Genomic DNA, 18,194 nt, shown 5'->3' with positions numbered 1-18,194 from the left:
CTTAAATAAGAGACTGCGTTTCAGCAAAGCCGAAACGGATATTGGCGCACTGCACTGCCTGTGCCGCCGCACCTTTCAACAAGTTATCTTCGGTTGCCACCACAATCAAATGTTCACCCTGTACGGCGAAACCGATATCGCAGAACGGCAACCCAACAACATTCTTCAGCGCCGGAACGCCTTTGTCATACAGGCGCACCAGCGGTTTATCACCGTACGCTTGCTGCAATACCTGCGCGATCTGCTCGTGCGTCACGCCAGCCTGGAGGCGGCAGGTGATTGTTTCCAGAATACCACGGGGAAAATTGCCCAGATGTGGGGTGAAAATCACCTCAGTGCCGAGATGCGTCGCGATCTCCGGCTGATGACGATGGGTAAACACACCATACGGTTGCAGGCTCACTTCGCAGAAACTGTTCGACAGCGCCGCTTTCCGCCCTGCACCGCTGACGCCGCTGGTCGCGTTAATCACCGGCCATTGCGCCAAATACAGCAGTCCCGCATCGATCAGCGGCTTCAAAGAGAGCTGTGCCGCCGTGGGATAGCACCCCGGCACCGCAATCAGATTCGCTTCTTTCAGTTTATCGGCGCTCCACTCCGCCAGACCGTAAACCGCTTGTTCAAGCAGATCGGGATACTGATGGGTGAAGCCATAGTATTTTTCATAGAACCCGGCATCGTTCACACGGAAGGCACCGGAAAGGTCGAAGACCACGCAACCCGCAGCCAAAAATTGCGGCGCCAGGTCATGGCTGACTTCGTGGGCGGTGGCTAAAAACACCACATCGACGCCGTCGGTAAACGCGCTGATATCGGACATCGGCTGCAACGGCAGATCGACGATTCCCTTAAGTTGCGGATGCAAATCAGAAATTAACTTTCCTGCATCATTGCTTTGCGCTGAGACGGTCAAAGCGGTTATGGTCATGTGTGGGTGGCGATTCACGTAGCTTACAAGCTCTGCGCCCGCATAACCGCTAGCGCCTACAATCAGCGTATTCAACATCAGGTTCCTTTATGCTCAACGTTAATGTATTTTTATTCACATTTATTGCATGAATATTGATACTATCACGACCTAAGGTGTGTCAACAATGAAAATGAACTTACCGCCATTTATCGAGATTTACCGCGCCCTGATTGCCACACCATCTATCAGCGCGACCGAAGAAGCGCTGGACCAGAGCAATGAGTCTTTAATCAATCTGCTGGCGGGTTGGTTCAGCGATCTGGGGTTCACTGTTGAGATTCAACCGGTCCCGGGTACGCGCAATAAATTCAATCTGCTCGCCAGTACCGGACAAGGCGCGGGCGGGCTGCTGCTGACGGGCCATACCGATACCGTGCCGTTTGACGATGGGCGCTGGACGCGCGATCCCTTCACCCTGACCGAACACGATAACAAACTCTATGGTTTGGGCACGGCGGACATGAAAGGCTTCTTCGCTTTTATCCTCGACGCGCTACGCGACGTCGATGTGACCAAACTGAAAAAACCGCTCTACATTCTGGCGACCGCCGACGAAGAGACCAGCATGGCCGGGGCGCGCTATTTCTCGGAAAACACGGCGATTCGTCCCGACTGCGCCATCATCGGCGAACCAACGTCATTGCAGCCCATTCGCGCGCACAAAGGCCATATTTCGACGGCGGTACGCGTGTTAGGTCAGTCCGGCCACTCCAGCGACCCGGCGCGCGGCGTTAACGCTATTGAGCTGATGCATGACGCAATCGGTCGCATCATACAACTGCGCGACGCCCTGAAAGAGCGCTATCACTACGACGCGTTCACCGTGCCGTACCCGACGCTGAATCTGGGCAGTTTGCACGGTGGCGATGCGTCAAACCGCATATGCGCCTGTTGCGAGCTGCATATGGATATCCGTCCGCTGCCGGGGATGACGCTGGGCGATCTGGATGGCCTGCTGACGGAAGCGCTGGCACCGGTCAGTGAGCGCTGGCCGGGCCGCCTGACCGTTTCTGAACTCCATCCGCCTATTCCAGGCTACGAATGCCCGCCGGACCATCAGTTGGTTGAAGTGGTTGAAAAACTACTCGGAGAAAAAACCGATGTGGTGAACTACTGTACCGAAGCGCCGTTTATTCAGACGCTTTGTCCGACGCTGGTCCTGGGCCCAGGTTCTATTAATCAGGCGCACCAGCCGGATGAATACCTTGAGACGCGTTTTATCAAACCCACCCGGGAATTAATCACCCAGGTTGTGCATCACTTTTGCTGGCACTGACCTTCATCACTCTCCGGTAACACTGGAGGGTGACTTTTGTCACAATTCCATAAGTAATACTTATCTGCTGCAAAGTGAATTAAATTTCGTAAATTGTCGCCATTTATTCGTTTGCTGAAGCGATTTCGCAGCAATTGACGCCACGGGTTTTACGTGGCTTTATAAAAGACGGCTAATAAACAAAGTCCGAAAGATTTCGTGTCACAGCAAGGCGGCAAACGAGCTCATCCCAGGGAGCTTACATAAGTAAGTGACCTGGGTGGGCGAGCGCAGCCAACGCCGCTGTGGCGCGAAAGATACAGGACGCATAGATTAAAGATGGGGTGTCTGGGTTAATATGAACGAACAATATTCCGCGTTGCGTAGTAATGTCAGTATGCTCGGCAAAGTGCTGGGAGAAACCATCAAGGATGCGCTGGGAGAGAACATTCTTGATCGCGTAGAAACAATCCGTAAGCTGTCCAAGTCCTCACGCGCTGGCAATGAAGCGAATCGCCAGGAGTTGCTCACTACGTTACAGAATTTATCGAATGATGAGCTGCTGCCGGTCGCACGCGCGTTTAGCCAGTTCCTGAACCTGGCCAACACCGCCGAGCAATACCACAGTATTTCCCCAAAAGGCGAAGGCGCCAGCAACCCGGAAGTGATTGCCCGCACCCTGCGCAAACTGAAAAATCAGCCTGAACTTAACGAAGCCACCATCAAAAAAGCGGTGGAATCCTTGTCGCTGGAACTGGTGTTGACCGCACATCCGACGGAAATTACCCGTCGCACCCTGATCCACAAAATGGGTGAAATCAACGCCTGCCTGAAACAGCTTGATAACAAAGATATTGTCGATTACGAACGCCACCAGCTCATGCGCCGCCTGCGCCAGCTAATTGCGCAGTCCTGGCATACCGATGAAATTCGCAAGATCCGTCCAACGCCTGTGGATGAAGCCAAATGGGGCTTTGCAGTAGTTGAAAACAGCCTGTGGCAGGGCGTCCCCAATTATTTGCGCGAACTCAACGAACAACTGGAAGAAAATCTCGGTTACCAGTTACCCGTCGATTTCGTTCCGGTACGTTTTACTTCGTGGATGGGCGGTGACCGCGACGGCAACCCAAATGTCACGGCTGATATCACTCGCCACGTTCTCCTGCTGAGCCGCTGGAAAGCGACCGATCTGTTCCTGAAAGACATCCAGATTCTGGTCTCTGAACTGTCGATGGTTGAAGCGACGCCAGAGCTGCTGGCAATGGTAGGCGAAGAAGGCGCATCAGAACCGTATCGCTACCTGATGAAAAACCTGCGCACTCGCCTGATGGCGACGCAGGCCTGGCTGGAAGCGCGTCTGAGAGGCGAAAAACTGCCGAAACCGGCTGGCCTGCTGACGCAAAACGAACAGTTGTGGGAACCGTTGTACGCCTGTTATCAGTCGCTACAAGCCTGCGGCATGGGCATTATCGCCAATGGTGAACTGCTCGACACCCTGCGTCGCGTGAAATGCTTCGGTGTCCCGTTGGTGCGTATCGATATCCGTCAGGAAAGCACCCGTCACACCGAAGCGCTGGGTGAACTGACCCGCTACCTCGGCATCGGGGATTACGAAAGCTGGTCAGAAGCGGACAAACAGGCCTTCCTGATCCGCGAACTGAACTCCAAACGCCCGCTGCTGCCGCGCAACTGGGAACCGAGCAACGACACCCGTGAAGTGCTTGATACCTGTAAAGTTATCGCCGAAGCGCCGAAAGGCTCGATTGCCGCCTACGTTATCTCTATGGCGAAAACGCCATCTGACGTGCTGGCTGTGCATCTGTTATTGAAAGAGGCCGGCATTGGCTTCGCTATGCCGGTGGCCCCGCTGTTCGAAACGCTCGATGACCTGAACAATGCCGACGATGTGATGACGCAACTACTGAACATCGACTGGTATCGCGGTCTGATTCAGGGCAAGCAGATGGTGATGATTGGCTATTCCGACTCGGCGAAAGACGCCGGGGTGATGGCCGCGTCCTGGGCGCAGTATCAGGCGCAAGATGCGTTGATCAAAACCTGTGAGAAAGCCGGTATCGAACTGACGTTGTTCCACGGTCGTGGCGGTTCCATCGGTCGCGGTGGCGCACCGGCCCATGCCGCGCTGTTGTCACAACCGCCAGGCAGTCTGAAAGGCGGTCTGCGCGTAACCGAACAGGGCGAAATGATCCGCTTCAAATACGGTCTGCCGGAAGTGACCGTCAGCAGTCTGTCGCTGTATACCAGCGCGATTCTGGAAGCGAACCTGCTGCCGCCGCCGGAGCCGAAAGACGCCTGGCGCCATATCATGGACGAGCTTTCCGTCATCTCCTGTGATTTGTACCGTGGCTACGTGCGTGAAAACAAAGACTTCGTACCGTACTTCCGTTCCGCTACGCCGGAGCAGGAGCTGGGTAAATTGCCGCTCGGTTCACGTCCGGCGAAACGTCGTCCGACGGGCGGCGTCGAGTCACTGCGCGCCATTCCGTGGATCTTTGCCTGGACACAGAACCGCCTGATGCTGCCCGCCTGGCTGGGTGCTGGCACCGCGCTGCAAAAAGTGGTCGAAGATGGCAAACAGAGCGAACTGGAGGCGATGTGCCGCGACTGGCCGTTCTTCTCTACCCGTCTCGGCATGCTGGAAATGGTGTTCTCGAAAGCGGATCTGTGGCTGGCGGAATACTACGATCAGCGACTGGTTGCCAAAGAGCTGTGGCCGTTGGGGAAAGAGTTGCGCGATCTGCTGGAAGAGGACATCAAAGTGGTGCTGGCCATTGCCAACGATTCCCATCTGATGGAGGATTTACCGTGGATTGCCGAATCTATCCAGTTACGGAATATCTACACCGACCCGCTAAACGTCCTGCAGGCCGAGTTGTTACACCGTTCGCGTCTGACGGAAGAACAAGGTAAAGAGCCCGATCCGCGCGTTGAACAGGCGCTGATGGTTACTATCGCCGGCATTGCGGCAGGGATGCGTAACACCGGCTAACGTATCCCGTTCATGCCCCCTCGTGCGCTCGCTCGGGGGGTATCGAAATATTTCTGTCATATTTTGTACACTTTCACTATATTCCTGTCTGATTTTCCTACCGAAAGATTTATCCGGAGCAACTTCGTGCCTTTGCCGTGATTGCTTCAGATTCTCTTAAGGTTTAGTCGCTACGTTTGGCACCACGTTTAAAGACAGGCTGACACTATGCAATCCACAACCCTCCAGTCTACGCCATCATTTAGCTGGAAAGCCCTTGGCTGGGCGCTTCTCTATTTCTGGTTTTTCTCTTCCTTACTGCAGGTCATTATTTTAGTTTCCGGATTCAGCGGCACCAACGGGCTGCGTGATTCACTGCTTTATAGCTCTCTTTGGCTGATTCCGATTTTCCTGTTTCCCAGCCGGACCCGGATTATTGCCGCAGTGGTCGGGATTGTGCTGTGGGCGACGTCTCTGGCAACACTATGTTATTACGTCATTTATGGACAAGAGTTCTCGCAAAGCGTCCTCTTTGTGATGTTTGAAACCAACGCCAATGAAGCCAGCGAATACCTGAGCCAGTATTTCAGTCTGAAAATCATTGCCATCGCGCTGGCGTATACCGTCGTCGCCGTGTTTCTCTGGACACGACTGCGCCCCGTCTATATCCCCGGACGCTGGCGTTGGCTGGTCTCGTTTGCGTTGCTCTATGGTCTGATCCTGAACCCGTTTGTCGTACGTTCCGCCTTTGGCGACTCGCCGTATGAAAAAACGCTAAGTGGGCTTACTTCGCGCATGGAACCCGCAGCACCGTGGCAGTTTGTCATTGGCTATTATCAGTATCAGCGCCAGTTGACCTCGCTTAACAACCTGTTAAGCCAGAACCATGCCCTGCCGCCACTGGCTAACTTTAAAGACAACTCCGGCGATGCGCCGCGTACACTGGTGCTGGTGATCGGCGAATCCACCCAGCGTGGCCGCATGAGTTTGTACGGCTACCCGCGTGAAACCACACCCGAACTGGACGCGTTGCATAAGTCTGACCCGAATCTGACCGTATTCAATAACGTCGTCACCTCGCGTCCTTACACTATTGAAATTTTGCAGCAGGCGCTGACCTTTGCAAATGAGAAGAACCCGGACCTCTATCTGACAAAACCGTCGCTGATGAACATGATGAAACAGGCAGGCTATAAAACCTTCTGGATCACCAATCAGCAGACAATGACGGCCCGTAATACCATGCTGACGGTTTTCTCTAAGCAGACAGACGAGCAGTTTTATATGAACCAGCAGCGCACGCAAAGCGCACGCGAATATGACACTAATGTGCTGGCGCCTTTTAAAGAAGTCCTGGCTGACCCGGCACCGAAAAAGTTCATCATTGTTCATCTGCTGGGTACACACATTAAGTACGAATTCCGTTACCCGAAAGACCAGGGCAAATTCGATGGCAACACCGACCATGTCCCGCCGGGCCTGAGTGCGGAGGAGCTGGAGTCCTATAACGATTACGACAACGCTAACCTGTATAACGACAAGGTCGTTGCGAGCCTGATTAAAGACTATAAAGCCACTGATCCAAACGGTTTCCTGCTCTATTTCTCCGATCACGGTGAAGAGGTGTATGACACACCGCCGCATAAAACGCAGGGCCGCAACGAAGATAGCCCGACGCGCCATATGTATACCGTACCGTTCCTGTTGTGGACTTCCGAGAAATGGCAGGCCGCCCATCCGCGTGATTTCTCACAGGATGTGAATCGTAAGTACAGCAGTTCTGAGCTGATCCACACCTGGTCAGACTTAGCCGGTCTGACCTACGACGATTACGATCCCACGCGTTCGGTCACCAGCCCGCAGTTCAAAGAGGTGACGCGCTGGATTGGCAACCCGTATAAGAAAAATGCGCTGATTGATTACGACAGCTTGCCGTATGGCGATCAGGTCGGAAATCAATAAATCACAGTCCAGGCCACTCTTTTAGGGTGGCCTAATGCTCGGCGAAGGTCTTCGCCGGATGGCGGCTGACGCCTTATCCGGCCTACATTAGATCACAATATCAATACGTTATACATTCTCTGTAGGCCCGATAAGCTTGCGCCATCAGGCATCTCATCGTTTATGAGCCATCTCAGGCCACTCTTTTAGGGTGGCCTAAGCCTCGGCGAAGGTCTTCGCCGGATGGCGGCTGACGCCTTATCCGGCCTACATAAGATCGCAATATCAATACGTTATACATTCTCTGTAGGCCCGATAAGCTTGCGCCATCGGGCATCTCATCGTTTATGAGCCATCTCAGGCCACTCTTTTAGGGTGGCCTTTTTTCACCATGACGGTTACTGTTTCCCTGTCTGCGTAAAGCAAGGGATCATCATGTATCAAGACGTCAGCCATCTTCTATCCCGCCTGATCAACGGCCCGGCGTCGCTGCGCCAGATTTTTTTTGTCGGCACCATTACCCCCACACCAGAACTGGCGTATCAGGTGGATTTTCCGCGCCTGGAAATCGTCCTGGAGGGAGAAATTTCAGATGCCAGCGTCTCCACAACACTCACGCCCGGCGACGTTCTCTATGTTCCGGCGGGCGGCTGGAACCTGCCGCAGTGGCAAACGCCGGTGACCACGCTCAGTATTCTGTTTGGCAAACAGCAACTGGGATTCAGCATTGTGCAGTGGGACGGAAAAACGTACCAGAATCTGGCAAAACAGCACGTTGCGCGCCGTGGTCCGCGTATTGGCTCCTTTTTGCTGCAAACGCTCAATGAAATGCAGATGCAGCCGCAGGAGCAGCAGACGGCACGGCTGATTGTCGCCAGCCTGCTCAGCCACTGCCGCGATCTCCTCGGTAGCCAGATCCAAACTGCCTCGCGCAGCCAGGCATTGTTTGAGGCTATCCGCAGTTACATTGATGAACGTTACGCCTCCCCTCTGACCCGTGAATCGGTGGCGCAGGCGTTTTACATCTCACCGAACTATCTCTCGCATCTGTTTCAAAAAACAGGCGCTATTGGCTTTAACGAATACCTGAACCATACGCGGCTGGAACATGCGAAAACGCTGTTGAAGGGCTATGACTTAAAAGTGAAGGAGGTGGCTCACACCTGCGGATTTGTGGACAGCAATTACTTTTGCCGCCTGTTTCGAAAAAACACCGAGCGTTCGCCGTCGGAATACCGTCGTCAGTATCACAGCCAGCTAACGGAAAAGCAGATCACTCCAGAATAAGATGGGTATGCTGGGGAGCTGAAAGCAGCTTACGTACCGCGCTCATCACCCGCTGCGGCTCACGCAGAAAAGCATTAATTCCCGACTGAACATAGCGGCATTGGATAAATCGCTCCGCGCCTGCCAGTTCGATGTCGGTAATCAGCAGTACCGCATCCGCCCGGCTGATATCCTCATCGGTTAAACGATTCTCGATACCGAGCGCGCCCTGGGTTTCAATCTTGATGGTCCACTTTTCCTGCTGGCATAACTTCTCCAGTCGCTCAGCGGCCATGTAAGTATGCGCCACACCACTTACGCAGGCCGTCACCGCAACCAGATATCGCCCCGATGATACGGTCATATTAACCTCCTGTGGTCACCTGGAAACCCGCGTTCTCAGCCATTATGCGAAATTGCGCCATTGTGTCTTCCGAAGGGGCGGGAACATCCTTCATCGACCACTGTTGCCCAAGTAAACGGTACTTCGGTTCGCCATACAAATGAAATGGCAGCAGGTGTACCTGCCCGATCCCAAGCGATGTGAGTAATGCCAGCGAACGCTGCATATTCTCATGCGTAAGCGTGTAACCGGGGATGAGCGGTAACCGGGGAATGACGTTGATTCCCTCCGCCACCAGCAGCTTAAGATTCGCCACAACCCGCGGCAGATTCATATTCACTATTTTATGAGCCTGCTCTGCGTCCATGATTTTTAAATCAAACAATACTTCGTCGCACATTTTCGCCAGCGGCAGCAAGCGACTGGCAGGAGCATCGCCCGCCGTTTCAATCGCACAGTGGACGCCCCAACGACGAATGCGCTGTAAAAACCGGGTGGCGAAAGGTGCCTGCATCAGTACCTCACCGCCCGACAGCGTCACGCCGCCGCCGGAGGTGCGAAAGAAAACATCATCTTTCATCACCTCATGTTCCAGCGCATCCAGGGTGATATCACGGCCAATCCGTTCAAACGCCCCGGAGGGACACTCGTCGGCATCACGCAAACACGGCGCGCAGTGCAGGCATTTACTTTGCCGCCGCACCGTCTCAATGCGCGGCGAGAGAGACTCAGGGTTCGCACACCACGGGCAGGTATGCGGGCAGCCTTTAAAAAAGACCACCGTGCGAATACCTTGTCCGTCATTCAGGGAATAGCGTTGAATATTGAAAATCCGCGCGACGTCCTCATCGCGCGACGCTAAAACCTTACAACTGATGTGCGGTGCGGCGGATGATGTCATCCTGAATCTCCTTCGACAACTCGACAAAGAAGGCGCTATACCCTGCTACACGAACCACCAGCCCGGCGAAATCCTGCGGTCGTAATTGCGCTTCACGCAACGTTTCGGCGTTTACCACGTTAAACTGAATATGCTGCAATTTAAGTTGAGTAAACGCGCGCAAGAAATCAGCCAGTTTACGTAAGCCTGTTTCGCCTTCGAGCGTCGCGGGCGTGAATTTCACGTTCAGCAAGGTCCCGTTAGACAGCAGTGTGTTATCCAGCTTGCTGACCGATTTCAGTACCGCCGTCGGCCCCTGCATATCCTGTCCGAGCATCGGTGAGAGTCCACCGTCCGCCAGTTGTTCCCCGGCGAAACGCCCGTCTGGCGTCGCACCGACAACCGCCCCCAGCGGCACATGCGCGGAAACGGTATAAGAGCCAGGCGTAAACTGCCCACCACGCGGGTTCTGGTATTTTTCTACCTCTTTGCAGTAGTGGCGCAGCAGCTCAGCGCTGATGTTGTCGACATCATCAATGTCGTTACCGTACTTTTCAAAGCGGTTGATCAGTCTGGCGCGAACTTTCTCCCCCTCCGGTGAGGCAAAATTGGCCTTCAATACGGAAAGTAACTCATCGAAACTCAGGCGTTTTTGCTCAAACACCAACCCATTAAGCGCATGCAAAGAGTCACTCAGGTTGGCGATACCAATCCCCTGCACCCCGGAGAAATTATAGCGTGCGCCGCCATCGGTAATGTCACGCCCCTTGTCCAGGCAATCGCTGATAAAGGACGAGAGCAGAGGCACAGGGGCCCAGTCACGGTGGCCGATATCGCAAATATTGCTACCTTCAACCATCAGCGCGATGTAATGGCTTATTTTGGCACGGATCTGCGCCAGTAATCCTTCATAACTCAGGGTAGTATTCCCCTCGTTTTCATGCAGACAAATTTCCATCACTTTCAGCAAATTGAACATGGCGATGTCATGCAGGCCATATGTTCTGCCCGGGATAGACAGTTCCACGCACCCGACGACCGCATAATCACGCGCGTCCTCCAGCGAAACGCCACGGTTCAGAAACGCGGGAATAACCACTTCATCATTAAAGATTTGCGGGATCCCGGTACCGAGACGAATGGTTTCTGCGGTTTTCATCAGGAATGGCGTATCGATAAGCGCATTAGTGCGCACGCCCAGATTCGGCTGCGGCAGTTGTACATTCTGGTAAGCGTCCAGGCACAGGAAGGAAAGCACGTTGACGGCGCTGCGCCCGTTCTCTGTCAGCCCGCCAAGCAGTGCGGTATACCCCGTCGGGAACCCGGCAAAATAGCGTGCGCTGCTCGTTGAACGCAGAAGCACGATGTCGTTGCATTTCACCCACAGCGACTCAAGCAACTCTTTCAGGAACGCCGGGTCTTCGCCTTGCGTCAGTGATGCCTGGTAAAACGGCAGCATGTACTGGTCAAAACGCCCCAGCGACAGCGAACTGGCATTGGATTCATATTGCAGAATGATGTTCATGTACCAGAACAGCTGGCACGCCTGCCAGAAAGTCTGGGGTTTATGCTGCGCGTTATGCCGCGAGTTGGCGGCAATGGTCAGTAACTCCTGGCGCCGCCCCGTATCCGGACACCCTTGCGCCATCTTTTCTGCCAGGACGGCATACCGCAGAATGTGACGCTGCGAGGCCTCAAGCAGCAGTAACGCCGCCTGATAGAAATGATTGTCCGGCTGCCGCTCGCTGTGCGCACGCATCTGTGATACCAGTTCGCCCAGCCCGTGGTTCAATAAATGGGGATAATCGATAATGATATGCCCCTGCCCTTTGTCAGTCTGGTTAACGCTAAAAATCTGGGTACTGACAGCGGCTTTCACCTCATCCGTCATTTGACCGTTGATGAAATCCTTCATCGAGCGTTTTTCCCAATAGGGGAAAAGCACATCACGATAGAGGCGTTTATCTTCTTCGCTGATGTCGAAACGGTCCTGGGGACGGGTCGGGAACTGGTCCAGCTCCTTCAACAACCAGTACGGATCCATTTCCGGAGACATAATGCCCGCACGGGGTTTGATGGTGCGGTTACCGGCGATCAGTTCCTCATCACGAATCGAAATCTCAACATGCTCAAGGATATACGCCGTCGCTTTCGCCCGACGTAAAATGACCGGCTCTCCTTCAGTTTGCTGATGGCTGGCGGTATACAACAGCGCACGCTCAAGTGAAATTTCACGGTTGTTCTGGAAGAGTGCCGCTTTTAAGCGATGGGTACGGGTGGTCATGAGGAACTCCTGTGGGGCCAAACCTATCAGGCTATCTTATTTGTCATTTTGAACCTGGGCAGTGCTCGTAACCCTCACGTACTACTTGTACGCTCGGGTTCCTGTGCGCTGTCCGTGTTCAAACTGCCTGCAACGATGACGCCTGATGAGATTTCCCCTTAAACTTAAAACTTGCTCTGATTCGTAGGCCGGATAAGCGAAGCGTCATCCGGCAAACAAAGCGGTTACGCTGTTTGCGCCAGATGCGCGCCAATCTTATTCATGATCGCGTCGGCGCGTTTTACCGCATCACTGATGTTGACGCGCACGATGGTCTTTCCGGCAAAGCGATCTTCAAATTTGATCCCGATATCTTTGGTCAGAATCACGATATCCGCGTCTTTCACATCCTCCGGCGTTAATTCATTTTCCAGACCAATCGAGCCCTGGGTCTCCACTTTTACGTCCCAGCCTTTTGCTTTTGCTGCGCTTTCCAGCGCCTCAGCGGCCATATAGGTATGTGCAACGCCTGAAGGGCATGCGGTTACTGCGATAATTTTCGTCATGGCTCATTCCTCACTTAATTCATTTCAAAATCTAAATCGAGATCGTCTTCTTTCTCATCGACCGAAGAAGCATTCTTCCGCGCCAGGCTTTTCAGCACGTTCACGCAGATCGCCGTGACGACCGCGCCCACCGCAACCGCGGCGACATAGCCCAGCTTGCCTTCAACCACTGGCAGAACGATGAGACCACCCCAACCGGCGTAGCACTGAGCGCCAAACAGAGCTGCAGTCACCGCGCCACAGGCAGAGCCCAACATAATGGAAGGAATAACGCGCAGCGGGTCCGCCGCGGCGAAAGGAATGGCGCCTTCGGTCACACCAACACAGCCCATCACCAGCGCCGCTTTACCGGCTTCACGTTCTTCAGAAGAGAAATTTTTACGGCCAATCAGCGTCGCCAGTCCTAAGCCCAATGGCGGAACGCAGATCCCCACCGCAGCAATGGCCACAACGGTATAAACCCCTTGCGCTACGCAAATCAGCATGAAGGCGTAAGCCACTTTGTTAATCGGGCCGCCCATATCAAAAGCCAGCATCAGCCCCATGATGACCGCTAACATCACAACGCTGCCCTGCTGCATCCCTTGCAGCCACTGGGTCAGGCTGGCCGTCAGCGCGCCCACTGGTTCACCCAGCCCCCACATCATGATGCCTGCGGTGATAAAGGTACCGACAATAGGGATCACAAAGATCGGCATCACCGAACGCAACACCTTATGAACAGGGATCTTTTTCAGGTAATGGACGACAATGCCGCCGATAATCCCGGCAATTAGCGCCCCGAAGAACCCCGCGCCAAAGCTATTCCCCACCCAGGCACCAATCGCGCAAGGCGCCAGTGCGGAACGTTCTGCAATTGAATAACCGATGTACGCCGCAAGAAATGGCACCATCAGCGTTAATCCAGCGACACCAATATCAAACAATTTTTTGAGATTAGGATCGGTGGCGGCATCCGGTACTGCACCTTTGCCGTACAGCATGACAGAAATCGCCAGTAATATGCCGCCTGCTACGACAAAGGGGATCATATGCGACACACCCGTCATAAGATGCTGCCGGGTATTTTTCAGGATCTGCACCAACTCTTTCATAAGCTGCTCCCGGGCTGGTAAAAGCCCATATCCATAATGTTGTTGAGGCAAACAATAGGCAATCCGGAACAGCGCAGACAGTGGATAAAAAGGCCATTTACTGGATTTTTGTAATGTCAGTACAAAAATGAGATCCGCCTCATAAGTTATGAAATATCAGAACCCGCAGATAATCCGCCGACTTGTGAAGTATCTCGCACTTTCTGGCTTACATTACATTTGTCCAGCTTTTGGCAGATTTGTCACATGGCAGGAGGCAACGAAGCCCTTTTATTCTGTAACCAGAAAATCGTTATGGGAGAGAGGCAATGGCCCTGATTGTGGAATTTACCTGTGAGCTGCCCAATGGCGTCCATGCACGTCCGGCAAGCCATGTTGAAACGCTGTGCAATACGTTTACCTCACACATTGAGTGGCACAACCTTCGTACCGATCGTAAGGGAAACGCCAAAAGCGCGCTGGCGCTAATTGGCACCGATACGCTGGCAGGGGACAACTGCCGGTTACTGATCTCAGGCGCCGATGAGGCCGACGCCCACCGACGTCTGGCGCAATGGTTACGAGACGAATTCCCCCACTGCGATGCGCCGCTGGCAGAAGTCAAAGATAGCGAATCAGAGCCGCTTCCAACGTCACTGACTCACCTCAACCCTCAGCTTTTCCGCGCCCGCAGCGTCTGTAGTGGTAGCGCAGGCGGCATATTGACGCTGCTTTCCTCGCTGGATCTCAATGCCCTCGGCGATCTCCCGGTCGCGAAAGACACAGAAAGCGAGCAGTCAGCGCTGGATCGCGGCTTAACGCTGCTGATGAAAAACATTGAGTTTCGTTTGCTGGACAGCGACGGGGCGACCAGCGCGATTCTGGAAGCGCATCGTTCATTGGCGGGCGATACCTCTTTGCGTCAACATCTGCTGTCAGGCGTCACCCGGGGACTAAGTTGCGCCCAGGCAATTGTGGAAAGCGCCAACCATTTTTGTGATGAGTTCGCCCGCTCCAGCAGTAGCTATTTGCAGGAGCGTGCGCTGGATGTACGCGATGTCTGCTTTCAGTTGTTGCAGCACATTTACGGCGAACAACGCTTTCCGGCACCGGGTAAACTGACGCAACCCGCCATCTGTATGGCCGAAGAACTCACACCGAGCCAGTTTCTTGAGCTGGACAAAACGTTCCTCAAAGGCCTGCTGCTGAAAAGTGGCGGCACCACGTCACACACGGTGATTCTTGCCCGTTCGTTCAATATCCCCACGCTGGTTGGCGTGGAAATCGACAGCTTAACGCCCTGGCTGCAACAGACGGTTTATATCGACGGGAATGCGGGCGCTATCGTCGTGGCCCCGGACGAACCGGTCGCGCGCTACTATCAGCAGGAAGCTCAAGTTCAGGCGATCCTGCGTGAACAACAGCGCGTCTGGCTGACTCAGGAAGCACGCACGGCTGACGGCATCCGTATGGAAGTCGCAGCAAACATCGCCCACTCCGTGGAAGCGCAAGCGGCATTCGGTAACGGGGCGGAAGCCGTTGGTCTCTTTCGTACCGAAATGCTGTATATGGACCGCATCAGCGCGCCTGGCGAGGGGGAGTTATACAACATTTTTTGTCAGGCGCTGGAATCCGCGCAAGGGCGCAGCATTATTGTGCGCACCATGGATATTGGCGGTGATAAACCGGTTGATTACCTTAATATTCCTGCCGAAACCAACCCTTTCCTCGGCTATCGCGCGGTGCGTATTTATGAAGAATATGCCGCGCTGTTTACCACGCAGTTACGCGCGATCCTGCGCGCATCGGCACACGGCAAGCTGAAAATTATGATCCCGATGATCTCCTCAATGGAAGAGATCCTGTGGGTGAAAGAGAAACTGGCGGAAGCCAAACAGCAGCTACGCAATGAGCACATCGCGTTTGATGAGACGATCCCGCTCGGCATCATGCTGGAAGTTCCGTCGGTGATGTTTATCATCGATCAGTGTTGCGAAGAGATTGATTTCTTTAGTATTGGGAGTAACGACCTGACGCAATACCTGCTGGCCGTCGACCGCGATAACGCCAAAGTCACCCGCCACTACAACAGTCTGAATCCGGCCTTTCTGCGCGCTCTGGATTTCGCCGTACAGGCGGTACATCGTCAGGGGAAATGGATTGGCCTGTGCGGCGAACTGGGCGCGAAAGGCTCTGTTCTGCCACTTCTCGTTGGCCTGGGACTGGACGAAATCAGCATGAGCGCGCCGTCGATTCCGGCTGCCAAGGCACGAATGGCGCAACTCGACAGCCGTGCCTGCCGTCAGTTGTTGAACCAGGCGATGGCCTGTCGCACCTCGCTGGAAGTTGAGCATCTGCTGGCGCAGTTCCGCATGACCCAACAGGATGCACCACTGGTCACCGCTCAGTGCATCACGCTGGACAGTGACTGGCGCAGCAAAGAAGAGGTCATCAAAGGCATGACTGACAATCTGTTGCTGGCGGGTCGTTGCCGTTATCCGCGTAAACTGGAAGCCGATCTGTGGGCGCGCGAAGCGGTCTTCTCCACCGGGCTGGGCTTCGGCTTCGCCATTCCGCACAGCAAATCTGAACATATTGAGCAATCCACCATCAGCGTGGCGCGCCTGCAAGCGCCCGTGCGCTGGGGTGATGACGATGCGCAGTTCATCATCATGCTGACGCTTAACAAACACGCCGCGGGCGACCAGCATATGCGGATATTCTCGCGCCTGGCACGCCGCATCATGCATGAAGAATTCCGCAATGCGCTGGTCAATGCCGCGTCTGCTGACGCTATCGCCAGCCTGCTGCAACACGAGCTTGAACTTTAAGAGGAAGCAAAATGGAACTGTATCTGGATACCGCAAACGTCGCTGAAGTTGAACGTCTGGCCCGTATCTTCCCTATCGCCGGCGTCACAACGAATCCGAGTATTGTGGCAGCGAGCAAAGAATCCATCTGGGATGTACTGCCTCGCCTGCAAAAAGCCATTGGTAAAGAGGGCATCCTGTTCGCTCAAACCATGAGTCGCGATGCGCAGGGCATGGTGAGCGAAGCCAAACGCCTGCATGAAGCGGTTCCGGGCATTGTGGTGAAAATTCCGGTCACCTCCGAAGGTCTGGCGGCAATCAAACAACTGAAAAAAGAGGGAATTACCACGCTGGGGACTGCCGTTTACAGCGCATCCCAGGGACTGTTGGCGGCGCTGGCGGGGGCGAAGTATGTCGCGCCTTACGTGAACCGCGTCGATGCCCAGGGTGGAGACGGGATCCGTACGGTACAGGAGTTGCAGACATTGCTGGAACTGCATGCGCCCAACTGTATGGTGTTGGCGGCCAGTTTTAAAACGCCGCGTCAGGCACTGGATTGCTTACTGGCGGGCTGCGAGGCAATCACACTTCCTTTAGATGTAGCGCAACAAATGCTCGATACCCCTGCGGTAGAGTCAGCGATAGAGAAGTTTGAGCAAGACTGGAAAAACGCATTTGGTAATATCAACCTTTGAGGGAATTGAAATATGGATCGGATTATTCAATCACCTGGTAAGTACATCCAGGGAGCAGATGTCATCACACGTCTTGGTGAATACCTCAAACCGCTGGCAGAGCGCTGGTTGGTGGTCGGAGATAAATTTGTTTTAGGCTTTGCTCAGGGCGAACTGGAAAAAAGTTTTAAAGACGCGGGGATTGCGTTTGAAATAGCGCCGTTTGGCGGTGAATGCTCACAAAACGAGATCAATCGTCTGCGCGACGTGGCGGAAAAAGCCCAATGCGGCGCCGTTCTCGGCATTGGCGGGGGTAAAACGCTGGACACCGCAAAAGCCCTTGCCCATTTTATGAACATCCCTGTGGCAGTGGCGCCAACCATCGCATCAACTGACGCACCGTGCAGCGCCCTGTCCGTTATCTATACCGATAACGGTGAATTTGACCGTTATCTTCTGCTACCGCACAACCCGCATATGGTTATCGTCGACACTAAAATCGTTGCCGGTGCGCCAGCACGTTTGTTAGCGGCAGGGATTGGCGATGCGCTGGCAACCTGGTTCGAAGCCCGCGCCTGCGCACGCAGTGGCGCAACCACCATGGCGGGCGGAAAATGCACTCAGGCCGCCCTGTCACTGGCTGAACTCTGCTACAACACGCTGATTGAAGAGGCTGAAAAAGCGATGCTGGCCGCCGAGCAGCATGTCGTCACCCCGGCGCTGGAACGCGTGATTGAGGCGAACACCTATCTGAGCGGCGTCGGCTTTGAGAGCGGCGGTCTGGCAGCGGCCCACGCGATCCACAACGGCCTGACGGCAATCCCGGATGCGCACCACTACTATCACGGTGAAAAAGTGGCATTTGGTACGCTGACCCAACTGGTACTGGAAAACGCCCCGGTTGAAGAGATTGAAACCGTTGCCGCCCTGTGCCATTCCGTGGGCCTGCCGATCACCCTGGCGCAACTGGATATCAAACAGGATATTCCGACTAAAATGCGCATTGTGGCAGAAGCTTCTTGTGCGGAAGGCGAAACCATTCATAACATGCCTGGCGGCGTTACGCCGGATCAGGTTTACGCGTCGTTGCTGGTTGCCGACCAGTACGGTCAGCGCTACCTGCAAGAGTGGGAATAAGCACCAAATAATAATCCCCGCGTCAGC

13 protein-coding genes are annotated in these 18,194 nt (G+C 54.3%); 7 read left to right on the top strand and 6 right to left on the bottom strand.

The annotated features are described in order from the left end of the window. Position 1: 1 nt before the first annotated feature. The gene (argC, locus tag WB371_RS17035) at positions 2 to 1,006 is read right to left on the bottom strand and encodes an N-acetyl-gamma-glutamyl-phosphate reductase (protein ID WP_336221216.1); all 1,005 of its coding nucleotides are present in this window, start codon (positions 1,004 to 1,006) and stop codon (positions 2 to 4) included. Positions 1,007 to 1,094: 88 nt separating this feature from the next. Here argC and argE point away from each other — a divergent pair, with 88 nt between their 5' ends. The 4 genes from argE (at position 1,095) to WB371_RS17015 (ending at position 8,442) form a co-directional block, all read left to right on the top strand. Beyond that, on the top strand, positions 1,095 to 2,246 hold the full coding sequence (gene argE, locus WB371_RS17030) for an acetylornithine deacetylase (protein ID WP_336221215.1): 1,152 nt from the start codon (positions 1,095 to 1,097) through the stop codon (positions 2,244 to 2,246). 337 nt (positions 2,247 to 2,583) lie between these two features. Then, positions 2,584 to 5,235 carry a phosphoenolpyruvate carboxylase gene (ppc, locus tag WB371_RS17025; protein WP_336221214.1) on the top strand — a complete coding sequence of 884 codons (2,652 nt, stop codon included), beginning with the start codon at positions 2,584 to 2,586 and terminating at the stop codon, positions 5,233 to 5,235. A 207-nt stretch (positions 5,236 to 5,442) separates the two neighbouring features. Beyond that, positions 5,443 to 7,176: a phosphoethanolamine transferase CptA gene (locus WB371_RS17020; RefSeq protein ID WP_336221213.1), complete on the top strand. Its 1,734-nt coding sequence runs from the start codon at positions 5,443 to 5,445 to the stop codon at positions 7,174 to 7,176. Between the two features lie 414 nt (positions 7,177 to 7,590). After that, on the top strand, positions 7,591 to 8,442 hold the full coding sequence (locus WB371_RS17015; RefSeq protein ID WP_336221212.1) for an AraC family transcriptional regulator: 852 nt from the start codon (positions 7,591 to 7,593) through the stop codon (positions 8,440 to 8,442). Here the strand turns inward: WB371_RS17015 and WB371_RS17010 are convergent. The 5 genes from WB371_RS17010 to WB371_RS16990 form a co-directional block, all read right to left on the bottom strand. Then, entirely contained in the window at positions 8,429 to 8,785 is a 357-nt protein-coding gene (locus WB371_RS17010; RefSeq protein ID WP_336221211.1) for a PTS fructose-like transporter subunit IIB, read from the bottom strand. The genes WB371_RS17015 and WB371_RS17010 overlap by 14 nt on opposite strands. 1 nt (position 8,786) lies before the next feature. After that, complete coding sequence (locus WB371_RS17005; protein WP_336221210.1) at positions 8,787 to 9,665, bottom strand: [formate-C-acetyltransferase]-activating enzyme; 879 nt, start codon at positions 9,663 to 9,665, stop codon at positions 8,787 to 8,789. Beyond that, positions 9,631 to 11,928, bottom strand: a complete 2,298-nt coding sequence (locus WB371_RS17000) for a formate C-acetyltransferase (RefSeq protein WP_336221209.1) — start codon at positions 11,926 to 11,928, stop codon at positions 9,631 to 9,633. Before WB371_RS17000 ends, WB371_RS17005 begins: the two co-directional genes overlap by 35 nt. Before the next feature lie 224 nt (positions 11,929 to 12,152). Continuing rightward, on the bottom strand, positions 12,153 to 12,473 hold the full coding sequence (locus tag WB371_RS16995; RefSeq protein ID WP_336221208.1) for a PTS fructose-like transporter subunit IIB: 321 nt from the start codon (positions 12,471 to 12,473) through the stop codon (positions 12,153 to 12,155). A gap of 14 nt (positions 12,474 to 12,487) precedes the next feature. Further along, positions 12,488 to 13,567: a PTS fructose transporter subunit EIIC gene (locus WB371_RS16990; RefSeq protein WP_336221207.1), complete on the bottom strand. Its 1,080-nt coding sequence runs from the start codon at positions 13,565 to 13,567 to the stop codon at positions 12,488 to 12,490. Positions 13,568 to 13,875: 308 nt separating this feature from the next. Between WB371_RS16990 and ptsP the strand changes: the two genes are divergently transcribed. Genes ptsP through gldA form a run of 3 tightly spaced genes read left to right on the top strand, consistent with a single transcriptional unit; the run spans position 13,876 to position 18,167 of the window. Continuing rightward, on the top strand, positions 13,876 to 16,377 hold the full coding sequence (gene ptsP / locus WB371_RS16985; protein WP_336221206.1) for a phosphoenolpyruvate--protein phosphotransferase: 2,502 nt from the start codon (positions 13,876 to 13,878) through the stop codon (positions 16,375 to 16,377). Positions 16,378 to 16,388: 11 nt separating this feature from the next. Next, on the top strand, positions 16,389 to 17,051 hold the full coding sequence (gene fsa, locus WB371_RS16980; RefSeq protein WP_336221205.1) for a fructose-6-phosphate aldolase: 663 nt from the start codon (positions 16,389 to 16,391) through the stop codon (positions 17,049 to 17,051). Positions 17,052 to 17,063: 12 nt separating this feature from the next. Further along, positions 17,064 to 18,167, top strand: a complete 1,104-nt coding sequence (gene gldA / locus WB371_RS16975; RefSeq protein ID WP_336221204.1) for a bifunctional L-1,2-propanediol dehydrogenase/glycerol dehydrogenase — start codon at positions 17,064 to 17,066, stop codon at positions 18,165 to 18,167. Positions 18,168 to 18,194 lie beyond the last annotated feature (27 nt).

It is taken from the genome of Citrobacter amalonaticus, assembly GCF_037053465.1.
Lineage (GTDB): Bacteria > Pseudomonadota > Gammaproteobacteria > Enterobacterales > Enterobacteriaceae > Citrobacter_A > Citrobacter_A amalonaticus_H.
This window is presented reverse-complemented; position numbering and strand designations above follow the sequence as displayed.